Annotated in this window: 9 protein-coding genes; 5 read left to right on the forward strand and 4 right to left on the reverse strand. The window is 48.7% G+C overall.

Annotated features, from left to right (window positions below):
* Positions 1-13 precede the first annotated feature (13 nt).
* The 4 genes from ACXAFR_RS00865 to ACXAFR_RS00880 all read left to right on the forward strand — a co-directional run bounded on the left by ACXAFR_RS00865 (position 14) and on the right by ACXAFR_RS00880 (position 5,044).
* Positions 14-400, forward strand: a complete 387-nt coding sequence (locus ACXAFR_RS00865; protein WP_475170779.1) for a cupin domain-containing protein — start codon at positions 14-16, stop codon at positions 398-400.
* Positions 401-568: 168 nt separating this feature from the next.
* The gene (locus ACXAFR_RS00870; RefSeq protein WP_475170784.1) at positions 569-2,872 is read left to right on the forward strand and encodes a TonB-dependent receptor; all 2,304 of its coding nucleotides are present in this window, start codon (positions 569-571) and stop codon (positions 2,870-2,872) included.
* Positions 2,873-3,190: 318 nt separating this feature from the next.
* A complete protein-coding gene (locus ACXAFR_RS00875) occupies positions 3,191-4,282 on the forward strand; it encodes a DUF3089 domain-containing protein (RefSeq protein ID WP_475170790.1) in 1,092 nt (363 codons plus the stop codon).
* A 246-nt stretch (positions 4,283-4,528) separates the two neighbouring features.
* The gene (locus ACXAFR_RS00880) at positions 4,529-5,044 is read left to right on the forward strand and encodes an outer membrane beta-barrel protein (protein ID WP_475170796.1); all 516 of its coding nucleotides are present in this window, start codon (positions 4,529-4,531) and stop codon (positions 5,042-5,044) included.
* A 39-nt stretch (positions 5,045-5,083) separates the two neighbouring features.
* Here ACXAFR_RS00880 and ACXAFR_RS00885 read toward each other — a convergent pair whose 3' ends face one another.
* The 4 genes from ACXAFR_RS00885 to ACXAFR_RS00900 form a co-directional block, all read right to left on the reverse strand.
* The gene (locus ACXAFR_RS00885; RefSeq protein WP_475170801.1) at positions 5,084-6,991 is read right to left on the reverse strand and encodes a methyl-accepting chemotaxis protein; all 1,908 of its coding nucleotides are present in this window, start codon (positions 6,989-6,991) and stop codon (positions 5,084-5,086) included.
* Between the two features lie 117 nt (positions 6,992-7,108).
* Complete coding sequence (locus ACXAFR_RS00890) at positions 7,109-7,939, reverse strand: SphA family protein (protein ID WP_475170805.1); 831 nt, start codon at positions 7,937-7,939, stop codon at positions 7,109-7,111.
* 326 nt (positions 7,940-8,265) lie between these two features.
* Positions 8,266-8,784 carry a hypothetical protein gene (locus ACXAFR_RS00895; RefSeq protein WP_475170810.1) on the reverse strand — a complete coding sequence of 173 codons (519 nt, stop codon included), beginning with the start codon at positions 8,782-8,784 and terminating at the stop codon, positions 8,266-8,268.
* Complete coding sequence (locus ACXAFR_RS00900) at positions 8,781-9,848, reverse strand: M4 family metallopeptidase (RefSeq protein WP_475170813.1); 1,068 nt, start codon at positions 9,846-9,848, stop codon at positions 8,781-8,783. The genes ACXAFR_RS00895 and ACXAFR_RS00900 overlap by 4 nt, the downstream gene beginning before the upstream one ends.
* A 1,084-nt stretch (positions 9,849-10,932) precedes the next feature.
* Here ACXAFR_RS00900 and ACXAFR_RS00905 point away from each other — a divergent pair.
* Entirely contained in the window at positions 10,933-12,492 is a 1,560-nt protein-coding gene (locus ACXAFR_RS00905; RefSeq protein ID WP_475170817.1) for a pectate lyase family protein, read from the forward strand.
* Positions 12,493-12,575: the final 83 nt, after the last annotated feature.

Raw genomic sequence — 12,575 nt, forward strand, 5'->3', positions numbered from 1 at the left:
GATTGAATCAATCATGAACCTCGTGTGCGTGTGCTCGACGGCTGATGGAAACTCTTATTTTAAAGATCTAGAGCCTGTCTTTGATAAGCCGCTGATCACGTCAACAATGCACACGGGTAACGGCTGGTCGTTAATCGGTGGTACGACCGCAAACGTCAGCGACTGGCACCGCTCACCAGCGCCACTGCTATCGGTGGTATTACAAGGCACCTGGGAGGTGGAAGTCACTTCCGGTGAAAAACGACAACTGCAAGAGGGCGATGTTTTTCTCGGACTGGACAATATCGGCCAAGGCCACCGCTCACGCGTTTTAGGAACACTCCCCTGCTGGGTTTTGGGAATCGATCTGACCGACGCCCAGGATTTTTTAACACAACTGGATCACGCATTTCATTTTTGAGGAATACACAATTACAAACCGGTGGCAGACATTCTGTACTAGAGAATTGCGAAACAGCAATCTGTACAAAAAAAGCGGCTTGAACCGCGCCAACAGAAGCTTGCCAGCGCCTATAGCTCAGAGAGAGAACCGAGCAACCCATTGGTTTTGAGATAATAGGACACCGAAATGATTAAAAAATATTTGCCGATTGCGCTGTCGGCTGCTGTTGCCGTGCCATATTCTGGAAACGCTCTCTCAGAGTCGATCGAGGAGATCGTGGTTACGGCCCGGAAAATGGAAGAGAATATTCAGGAAGTTCCTCTGGCAATTACCGCCCTTAGTGGCGCCAACCTGGAGCGAGCAGGCGTACAGGATTTCCGCGATATCACTAACATGGTTGCCGGACTGCAGTTCGACGGCCTGCCGGGTAAATCCTACGTAACCCCAACCATTCGTGGCGTTTCCCAGGTGTCTCGTAGTGACGACGAAAACAACACCTCCATATTTATCGATGGGGTCTATGTTTCTGGTCGCGACGGCCTGGATTTCAGTATGCTCGATCTGGAACGGGTTGAAGTGGTCAAGGGCCCGCAGGGTGCACTCTATGGCCGCAACAGCTACGCAGGCGCGATCAACTTCATCACTAAAAAGCCCAGCGATGAATTTCAAATGCGCGTATCCGGCACAGCGGGTAATTTTGAAAAACAACGCGCGGGAGCTACCGTCAGTGGTCCATTGATTCCCGAGGTACTGGCCGGTCGAATTGCCGTTTCTCACGATGAATTTTCGGGTGGCTACGAGAATCCTCTGAATAACGAATCCCTGGGTGGTTACAACTCAAACTTTATTAATGGTGCCTTGAGTTTTACACCAACTGACAATGTCTCTGTCGATTTAAATACGTATATCTCCAAAGATGATATAGATACCCCAGCCCAAAGTGTCATTGCCGGTAACTGTGTTGCCGCAACAAGTCCGATATTCCCGTACGAATTTTCCCAGTACCAGTACTACTGCGGAGAAATTCCATCGATTGACCCAGACGACGAAGAATATTTCACCTACGACGAAAACTCCCCCGGGACACGTCGCTATATTGCACGCACCAGCTTGACCGCAACCATCGATTTTGAAAATACCGCTCTAACATCGATTTCAGGCTACAACACCTTAAAGACGGATGGTGCTACCGATCAGGATCGCCAACTTTCCGGTTCGAATTTCTATACCACATTGGCGGATCCCAGTTACGTTACTCTGCCGACCTGGGTATCCTTCGGCAACTCACGGCGCTCTGAATGGAGTCAGGAATTCCGCTTTCAATCGACCGGGGAGAATCGTCTACAGTGGTTGGTGGGAACCAGCTACTACGCCATGGACAGCCAAACACGGGGTTGGTACGGCGTTGACACATCCCCCTTACCAGAAGGCGTAGAGGTGAGCGACGTGATCGCCTACATCCCTACCATCGATCTGTCTGACGGCTTCGATGACAACCTCTACAGCATGCTGGATCCCCTCAACGATACCAAGCAGACTACCGATACCTTCGCCGTCTACGGATCCCTCTCATTTGACGTGACCGACAAGCTCACCATTCGAGGCGAGGCGCGGTATTCGAAAGAAGAAAAAACATTGAAAGATGATATCGCCGGCCGAGATCAGTCAGACACCTGGACTACGGTAACCCCCCGCTTCACCATGGATTACCAGATGACTGACAACGCACTGCTCTACAGCTCTGTCGCTCAGGGCACCAAAGCAGGCGGCTTCAACACACCTAATGACGACCTTCCAGTAGAGTATGAAACCTACGATGAAGAGTCCAACTGGACATACGAAGTGGGTGCAAAAACGGACTGGTTGGACCAGAGCCTAAGAGTCAACGTCGCCGTTTTTTATATCGACATGGAAGATGTTCAGATAACCAATCAGGTTCCCAATACCACAGCGTTTGCCGTTCTCAATGCGGGCACTGCGGAATCCAAAGGGTTTGAACTCGAAGTTTCAGCGGCACCAACGGAAAACCTGGATATTAACTTTGGCTATGCTCTGGCGGACTCCTCATTTGTCGACGCTGATGACGAGAGCTTGAGAACGCTTGTTGGTGTGCTGCTTGACTCTACCGATGTTTCGGGTCAGCAGCTGCCGCGGACGTCCAAACACACGGTTAACGGATCACTGCAATACACCCAATACGTTATGGAAGGTCTGGAAGGTTACTTCCGCATCGACGGCCGCTATGAATCCGAACAAAAAGGGGATACCCACGATGCAATGTCTTCCATCGGCAGTCGCTTTATCGCCAATGCTCGTATTGGCGTAACCGGTGACAACTGGGATGTCTCTCTTTGGTCGAACAACCTGCTTGACGACGACACACCGGTTATCGCCTCCAGCACACTGTTATTAGGTGACTATTCGAGACTGCCCGTCGCGGGCTTGCCAACCCCACGCACCTATGGACTGAGTTTTAGCTACGACTTTTAGTCATTACCGATTCAGCGATATTATATCGCGACGCTTGGGCGACGCAGGGAGGCGTTGCCGTCTTTTTATTCCGTCCGGTTGCTTTACAGCAACCGGACTTCCATTTCGACGCACAGTCTCGACGAAAAATCCCGAAAATATAGCAGACAGCCGAGTTTCGTCGTCGAGTCCGGTTATGCAAGACTTACCGCGTAAACCGGTTTCTCACATCGTTAGGACGTGCAACAATAAACGGCCTGATGAGCGGCCACAGTCACATTCCGCTAACACACACTACCCTCTAACCGCCCTCGATTGTTCCCAAGAGATGTAACAACCATGCTGTCATTTAAACGCTGCCTTCTACTCGCGACACTGATCATTCCAAGCACAACCCTGGCAGCAGAAAATCCACCCTTCGCCAGCCAAACGCCCCCACCGACGCCAGACTATCAAAACACTGCTGCATGGGCTGCCCTACCGCAAACACCGGGTTACAGCGCAAAAACACCAGCTGGCGCACTCGCTGAGGCCAAAACCAAAGACGTGGATGTGTTTTACGTTCACCCCACAACACTGCGCAGTAAAACCCAGTGGAACCAGAACCTACAAGACTCAGACGTCAATCATTGGACCGATGTCAGTGTTATCGCCAGACAGGCATCGGTGTTTAACGACTGTTGTAACATCTACGCACCGAGATACCGCCAAGCCAGCTTCCTGGCAGGCTACGACCCATCACTTAAGGGGGATGGGCGAAAAGCCTATGAACTTGCGTACAGCGATATCCTCCGTGCCTTCGACGACTTCCAACGACGCCGAGATAACAAACGTCCCTTTATTGTTGCAGGACACAGTCAGGGCGCTCTGATGGTGTATTGGTTATTGCGCGATCGCATTGACAATAAACCTCTGCAAAACAACTTGGTTGCCGCCTATGTGATCGGTATTGATGTTATGGCCGGAGACTTTGGCAGAACCTACCAGAGCCTTGAACTCTGTGGTACACCTTCTGAAACGGGTTGTGTGCTCGCCTGGAACGCCGTATTAAAAGAAGCCGACATCAGTATGCAAAAAAAATATGCTGGCTCTCGCTATGTCGCAACCTACGGCACTGAGGAAGGACGCCAAGCAGTATGTATCAATCCGGTAACCTTTTCCGCCCAGACGCCAGTGGCCGAAGCCTCTGCCAGCAAAGGCTCTGTACCGGGTATGCCAGGTGAAGATGATCCACGAGCGCTTGTTTCGGGCGCTGTGCAAGCCAGCTGTAGCGATGGCTATCTTCGTGTGGATGTGGATCCTTCCCTTGAGCTGGAAAGCCTGCCGGGTGGCAGCATGCATTACCACGAGTTCGGTCTTTTCTACGAAGATATTCGAGAGAACATTGCCCAGCGCATTGAGTCTTTTTATGACCAAACGGCAGCCGATTAATCACTGTCTTTGGACGGATCCGTTGGCAGAGTTTGAGTGCTTGCCAGCGGGTATCCACGCCCCCTTCCCCAATCGAACATCCCTCCTCTCTATTGTTATTCGCCCAACGACAGCATCGTAGAACTCTCTCAGCGTACGTTCAGAAAGCGTTCATAAGAAAAAACTTACTCTGACGGCACATTGACTGTGAACGTCTCTACCGAGCTTGCTCGGAGGGCGGCATTATCCGTGATACGAGGAAGTACGATGAAGACACTAATAAAGCCATTTTTTGGCCTTGCGCTGCTAGGCCTTTCAACGACCACCCTGGCGAATGGTTACGTGGGCGCGACCATTGGCCAAACAGATATTGGTGTTGACACTTACGATAACGCCACCTCGTTTGAATTTACCGCTGGGTATCAGTTTTCCCCGTTTATTGCGCTGGAAGCCTCCTACCTAAATTTGGGTGAGTCTGAAGACGACATTTACCCAATCTGGCAGTTTGAGACCCAGGGACTTAACCTGGGCGCACGCCTTTCAGTACCCTTGGGGGAAGCTGCGGAAATATTTGCAAAAGTCGGAGGCTTTGCCTGGCAGGCAACCCTAAGGGAAGAAGGTTATGGCGAATTTTACGACGATGACGGGCTGGATCTCATCTACGGCGGCGGACTGTTGCTCAACCTAACGCCCGAGCTCGGGATCACCCTGGAATACAAGGGATTAGAGCTCGAAGAAAATCAGGTTAACAACGTTTCCGTCGGAGCAACCTTAAGGTTTTAATCGTGGCAAGCGGCAGAGCGTACCAGCACGACAGGTCGGTCAGACCTTAAAACGAGAAATAACCTGCCGCAGTTGATCTGCATGATCGGCCTGCTCACTGGCAGCACGGTTGGAACCGACTGCCGCCTCACTGCTTTGCCCGGCCAGATCGCTGATGGCTCGTAAGGAGTTGTTAATTTGCTGCGCAACCGCACTCTGTTCTTCTACGGCGCTGGCAATTTGCAGATTCATTCCCAACATTTCAGAAATCAAACCGGATATATCCTGAACGCCACTGCCAGCCTGCTGACTCTGCTCGGTGGTTGACGCGATCATTTCGTTGCCTTTTTCGATAACACTGTTGGCTTGAGTTGCCGCGGCTTGAAGCGTACTGATCATTGAGCTGATCTCTTCGATAGACGACTGAGTACGTTGCGCCAGGGACCTTACTTCGTCGGCAACCACCGCGAAACCTCTACCCTGCTCGCCAGCACGCGCGGCTTCAATGGCCGCGTTTAGCGCTAGCAGGTTGGTTTGCTCGGCGATACTGCGAATCACGTCCAGAATCTTACCGACGTTCTGGCTGTCCTGATTGAGCGTATTAATCACCTCCGCCGCTTGACTGAGGTTGGAATTCACACCACCAATGTTCGTCAAAGTAATGTTCAGTGTCGCCTCAACGTCTTTAGATCTTTCCGCCGTCTGATTAACAATATCAGCCGCCTGGGTAGCGTTGCGGGAAATTTCTAAAATCGCGCTTTCCATTTCCTGAAAAGAATTGGCTACAATCGACGTTTCTTTGCGCTGCCGCTCCATCACGCCCATCGTTTGATTACTCTGACCGGCAGAGTCTTTAGCACTGTTCGAAATCTGTTCACCACTACGCTTAACATCGCGGAAAACTGTCTGTAAAGATTCCAGAAAAGCATTGATTCGCCCGGCCAATCGGCCAATTTCGTCTTTGCCCTCAACATTAACACGGAAAGTCAGATCGCCACCTTTGCTAGCCAGCTCATCCACATAACGCTCTAGGGAATTTAACGGCTTAACAATGGACGTCGCAAACACCATAGCGCACATAATCGTTGCGGCGACGACAAAGGACATGATCACGATAATATTGACGAAACTGTCTGAGAGCCGATCAAATGCTGATTCAAGACTGCTGTCATTCAGCTCCTCCAGCATCTCTAGCATTTTGACAACCGTTTCATCGATGTCCGCTCGAATTTGAACGCTTTCTTTTACGTTATTGACATAGCGATCCGCTAAATCTTTTACTTTCCCGTTGGCGCGACCAGCGGTTTCAGCAAGTGCAAGTGCGGGTGTTCCCTGCAATAATTTTATTGCCTCCGCATTTTCGGCTTCCATTACGTTTAAGTAATCAAACAATTTTTGTTCATTGGATAGATCAGCTTTTAGCTGTTCAAAAAGAAATTTCACCTGATAATTTTTATCGGTATTGGACAGCGCCGGGTGCATAATTTGCCGTTCGAACGTCGAAACATCAACCCGCGCTTCCGGATCGGCAAGCCTTGTAATCATCTGAGTCAAATAGTCGTTCGACTGTTTGATTGACAATGCCAGAGTATTTTCCAATTCTGTGGTGAAATTTCGGTTCTCCGAAAAGAGATCATTAATGCGTGACGCGTTTTGCTGAATGTTCTGCATCAATGAAGAAATCGGTTGAGCACCTTCAATGGACTTATCTTTAAGGGACTGATCAATAGTTTCATAATCAGATCTTATTTCAGAGAACCCCTGTTTTTCATAAATAAAGGCTTCGACTTTATTGGAATAGGAAACAATGTCATTGGATAAGGATTTTATGTGGCCCAGATTCACATGAGCGCTTTCGACGACAGATTTATTTTTTAAAAAGAAGTACCCAACAACAACCAAAAGAATGATTAGTAGGTAGACTGGCACCATCAATTTTTGTTTTACGCTTAACGACGATAAAAACATACGCTCTAACCAAACCTCTAAAGACCGTCGGCGATCAGTGCCCGCCGATTAAAATTTTTACGATAAGTGCCCAGACCAGAATCAACTCCACGGCAGAGCCTGCACGTTGCGGGAAATCTAAAAGCGCTTGGTGAAAGTTGCACGTAAAACATCCCCCTCGAAGGTGTTTTCAGTATCATATTCCTGGTAGTAAGCGACGTTTAAGCCAAACATCACAGACGGCCAGAAATACCCACCTTCGAGTCCTATCGCGTGCTTTGTGATGCCATTTGAACCGGATTCAAGATCCCATTGATCGTAACCGGACACTCCAACCGTGATTCCATTATTCAAGAGATAATGCAAACTCCACTCGAGTACCATCTCCTGATTAAAATCGTTATCTTGCGGGATCTCGTAGCGGGCTAAGAGGCTGATTTGGGTTCGTTTATCCTCGGTCAGTTTGTAGCTGCCCCCCAGAGTGACCATGACCTCTTCATACCCTAAGCCTGGATCTGCAGGTAAGTCGTCATCACCGACTTCAAACCAATAACTCAACGCCGCCGCGACGTCGTAGCGGTCGCCATGCCATGCCAATACCCCTCCCGCCATAATATCGCCAATACCTGTTTCATCACTGTTGACGATGCCATTGGCTATATTGAGATCGGTGCTGATTACCGGAATGACCGTCTCAAACGCGATATCTGCACCTAACACCTGATGTTCTGTGACCCAGACAAAGCGATTGGCCAGCGCGTTGACCTCTACCTCGCTGTCACCGGGAATGCCGGATCCTGAGTCGGCACGATAATTAACCGCGTAACCTCGATAGTAGACGCCAGGCGGGGGAACGACAGGCGCGTTAATTCCTTCAACGCCGGGCACATAATGTCCGGCCTGCACAGTTTCTGTGAGCACAACGCAACTGGATACCAAGACAGCAAAAGGAGCAATAGACCTTTTCATGGACACTTCCCATTTAAGCGACATCTGCAAATTTAAGGCAGCAAACACCCAGCCCGAATTTTGAAAGGCAAAAAAAGCGTCAAACTCGCCTGTTTTATGGAGTGTAGGAGTAGCTGAGACGTTCTACCAAATTTTGCCAGCAGAATTGACACAAAAATCTACAAGCGCCCAAGAAGGAGACGCACGAAATCGCGACACGAGATGTGCCGACTAAAGACAAGAGGAAAAACAATCAGACGATTGATGACCTCAACATGAAGTCCGGGAAAACTCGATACAACTTACTGAGCTTGCCATGACTTCGGTTGCCACGTGAGTCAATCGGATTATTGTTGAGAATCTGTCGCTGAACGACTTAATGCCTGCAACTCATTGACGAGTTGCCAAAAATCCGTGGGCACCTGCTGGCTGGCATCGGTCGCAACCATTCGGCGAGGGCCATTAGGCGTACCGCAGATCAACTCTGTGGACTGAAAATCTGCACTACCCGGTGAAGCGGGATAGGACGCTTCTCCGCTTTCCATAAATTTGACATGGGATGATTTTAGAGTATCGGCAACCTGGATCTCATCAACCTGAACGATGCGCTCATTTGGCAATTGAATGCGTCCATCTCGATAGAATACCCATTTCCGAGTAACCGGTAAGAGCCCACCTTGAACAACTAAAATTGCTGCTACGCCTTCAGGAAGCGTCACAGAGTTCGCCTCATCGATAGAATCAACTTGCTCAGGCTTAACAGTGTCATCTTCACTCTCATTTGACGAAGGCAATACATCACAGCCCGCAGCCATTATCGCTGCGGTACCGATACCCCAAATTATAAACGTTCTTCGATGGATCAAAATACTCCGACCAAAACCCATGCCCGCTCCGTTAACAGAGCTTCGCGACTGCCGCTACCAAAGCGTTCCCTGGCTTGAATTACTGTTTGCTCCGCCCAACTTGTAAATTGTGCGTGGGGGTTGTTAATCGCTTGCAATGCATCATACCAAATGTGTCCGGCGGTCTCCCAGGCATTCCCCCCCAACATCACAGCTAACAAATAAAAGGCGTGATTGGGAATCCCTGAATTGATGTGTACACCGCCGTTATCAGAGGCTGTATTCACATAACTGTTCATGTGATAAGGCTGAGGATCTTTGCCGAGTAAATCATCGTTATAAGCTTCACCAGGCGTTTTCATTGATCTCAGTGCATCACCCGTTAATTCCGCCCCAAATATCTCCGCTCCAACCAACCAATCTGCATCGCTGGCAGCTTGCTGCAATTTATATTGCGACGTCAAACAGCCAAACACATCGGCAATGTGCTCGTTTAATGCGCCAGACTGATCCTGATACACCAAACCACCCGAAAATTGAATCACCCCATGACTTAGCTCATGTCCGATAACGGCGAGCGAACGCGTCAAAGGTTCAAACAGATTGCCGTCGCCGTAAGCTATCTGCTCGCCATTCCAAAAAGCGTTATCGTAATCCTGCTGATGATGGACGGTCGAAATCAGCTTCATACCATTTCCGTCAAGCGAATTTCGCCCATAGACATTGGCATAAAGGGCAAACGTATCACCGGCACCCTCATAGGCTTCGTCGACCTCTTGATCTCCGCTGGCATCACTGCCCTCTGACCGCACCAAAACGCCGGGTAGTTCATTCCCAGACTGCCCGTCATAGACTTCTCGATCGGGACTTACCTCCTCATCGGCAGCAACGGCGGACGCAATCTGATAGCCACCGAAAGGTGTCGCCAATTGACGCTGAAGTCGAAAGGACGCGCATTCCTGCTCCATTTTTATCGCCATCTGCCGCTGTGCTGTCGAACCGCGTAAGCGAATAGACTCAAGCATGTATGGCGGCATGATGCAGTGGATGGAACAGTGGTGAAGAGAATGTGATCCATGATTCATAGCGACTCCGTCAATCGTCGGTTCATTTATCTGATATTAATTCGTCAAAATCTGCTTCTGATAAAAGACTTGTCTTTTGACCAACGAATAATGGGTTTTATCCCCTTACCAACTGGCAATAGGCGCCCAAAACATCCTGTGAATTGTGGCGATACAACACTCAAGAAACACCACGGTCACAAGAGGTTTAAGATTGGCACACAAGACGTTAGGGTGGCGTGAAAATCCCCGTCTCATTAGTATTTCTAGGCGAACATCCAATGACGAGGTTTTGCTTTGACGTATATAAAGTCACAAGAAAATTCGTCAAGCGCTCGTAAACTGATTGCCTTACCGTCAATTTATCCAACCCTCTTAAAACCACGGCAAGATGCCACGGCGACTTAGAGCGAAAAACCTAGATGGAGATCTTTTAGATCATGAAGCTGCTTGACGTGTAGACCAAATTAGTTAAGTCAAACCATGAAAATCTACCGACGTATACAGCATTTTTTAACGAATAAAACTCAAGGAATGAACATCTCGCTTCCTGGATTAATATTTTTTTTGGAAAGCTCTACCTGAATCCGACTCGCAAAATAGCATTCAATAAATTCTGAACAGCAAGAATTTATCGACTAAAAAACGAGTGACGTTTTCTCAATATTCTACAACTGAATTAAAAACTATCTCTTACCGAAAAGAAATTCCAAGCAGTTATCCAAGGCGTTTTCGTCAAAATATTTTTCATTTTCGCCACAATCCTTCCTCCTATAAAACGTAGAACGCTTAAAAATCACCTTATTTCATAGTGTTTTAAGCCGTCCAGCTAAATTTAAACGAGCTACAGTGGCATTAAAGGTTTAAATACAAACCAACAAAGCTAACGAACACTTTTTTTCAATAAAGTTTCAATTAATTTTTGTAATTTTTTGCATTGAACAATGATTCAATAACCCATAGAATCCTCGCACCAACTTTCGGCAATACACTTGCGAACATTGATTTTTTGTTTTGCCTTATCAGTTGGCACCCCGTCATGTTTGCACGCTTTATTTTTTTCCATAAAAAATATTTTTTTAATTCACGAATAGGATGGTTAACTATGGATAGCAAAGGTCTAGTTCAACTCAGAGCTCCCACCAAAAAAGGCATCAAACCTTATTTGGGAAGCGTGCTGGTTTCCAGTCTGTCTGCGTTGGCACTTCCAGCAATTGGAGCTACGGGTTACGCAACTCAAAATGGCGGAACAACGGGCGGTGCAGGTGGCAGTGTCGTGTACGCAAGTACCGGCACAGAAATTCACCAGGCATTATGTAGTAGGGCTTCAAGCGATACGCCCATCATTATTTATGTAGAAGGCACTATCAACCACGGCAATACCAGTAAGGTATCGGGTGACAGCTGTAATACTGCCGAGGATAAAATCGAAATTAAAGAAGTCAGTAACGTGTCGATTATTGGATACGGCAACGGTGCCCTGTTCGACGAACTTGGCATTCACGTTCGCGATTCATCCAATATTATTTTGCAGAACCTGCACGTCAGGAACGTCAAAAAATCTGGCTCACCCACATCTAATGGTGGTGATGCTATCGGCATGGAATCCGACGTCTACAACGTTTGGGTTGACCATTGCACGCTCGAGGCATCTGGAGGGGAAAGTGATGGTTATGATGCGCTGTTCGATTTAAAAGCAACGACCAAGTACATTACATTGTCCTACAGTATTTTGCGTAACTCCGGCCGTGGAGGCTTAGTCGGTTCCAGCGATAGTGACGATGACAATGGCCCGGTTACCTATCACCACAACCTTTATGAAAACATTGATTCACGAACGCCACTGCTACGTCATGCTACGGCACACTCGTACAACAACCATTTCGATGGCATCAATAAATCGGGAATGAACCCCCGAATCGGCGGCCAGATCAAGGCTGAGAATAATTATTTCGAAAACGCTCAGAACCCACTCGGGACGTTTTACACCAATGATATGGGTTATTGGGACGTCAGTGGAAACTACTTCGCCAGCAGTGTGTCATGGAGTGACGATGGCGATGATACCCACCCTGCAGGGCCGGATGTCTATTCCACAACGACCGTAAATATCCCATACACCTACAGCCTTGATGACGCCGATTGTGTACCGTCCATCGTGAGCGATTATGCGGGTGCCAATAAAGGCCTGCTGGTTTCCGACGGTTCCTGTGGCGGCGGTACCGGCGGAGGCACTGATCCAGATCCCGGTGACGACGACGATGATGACGATGGTGGCAATTCTGGCGGCGGCAACAGCGGCACCAACCTGTCGATTGGTGCTGGCTCAGACGGATCCAGTAAAGCCAGCGGCACCAACTACGGCAACGTGCGCGATGGCGATACATCCAGCTACTGGTCCCCGAATGGCAGCACAGGACGCATCTCCATCAAATGGTCTTCCGACACTACCGTGAGTTCTGCAGTCATAACCGAACCCAGTGGCTACACCGGCAATATTGGTTCCTGGGAATTGGTCGACAATGACTCTGGAACTGTTTTAGCCACAGGAAGTGGTGCTGGCACCATTAACTTTGACTCAGTCTCGATCAGAAAGCTGAATTTTGTAATAACCAGCTCAAGCGGTACGCCAGCTGTTGCGGAGTTTGAAACCTACGCCAACTAAGCGTTTATTCGATGACTCAATAGTCATATCTCGTTAAACCATCTAGGTGATCTCTGAGGATCATTGATCACCTAGATGTCATT

This window comes from Pseudomaricurvus sp. ABR4_320 (assembly GCF_056159445.1).

Excerpts from the sequence above, each read along its gene's own strand:
- ACXAFR_RS00865 (WP_475170779.1), top strand. The coding sequence starts at position 14 with ATGAACCTCGTGTGCGTGTGCTCGACGGCTGATGGAAACTCTTATTTT.
- ACXAFR_RS00885 (WP_475170801.1), bottom strand. The coding sequence starts at position 6,991 with ATGTTTTTATCGTCGTTAAGCGTAAAACAAAAATTGATGGTGCCAGTC.
- ACXAFR_RS00880 (WP_475170796.1), top strand. The coding sequence starts at position 4,529 with ATGAAGACACTAATAAAGCCATTTTTTGGCCTTGCGCTGCTAGGCCTT.
- ACXAFR_RS00870 (WP_475170784.1), top strand. The coding sequence starts at position 569 with ATGATTAAAAAATATTTGCCGATTGCGCTGTCGGCTGCTGTTGCCGTG.
- ACXAFR_RS00900 (WP_475170813.1), bottom strand. The coding sequence starts at position 9,848 with ATGAATCATGGATCACATTCTCTTCACCACTGTTCCATCCACTGCATC.
- ACXAFR_RS00875 (WP_475170790.1), top strand. The coding sequence starts at position 3,191 with ATGCTGTCATTTAAACGCTGCCTTCTACTCGCGACACTGATCATTCCA.
- ACXAFR_RS00890 (WP_475170805.1), bottom strand. The coding sequence starts at position 7,939 with ATGAAAAGGTCTATTGCTCCTTTTGCTGTCTTGGTATCCAGTTGCGTT.
- ACXAFR_RS00905 (WP_475170817.1), top strand. The coding sequence starts at position 10,933 with ATGGATAGCAAAGGTCTAGTTCAACTCAGAGCTCCCACCAAAAAAGGC.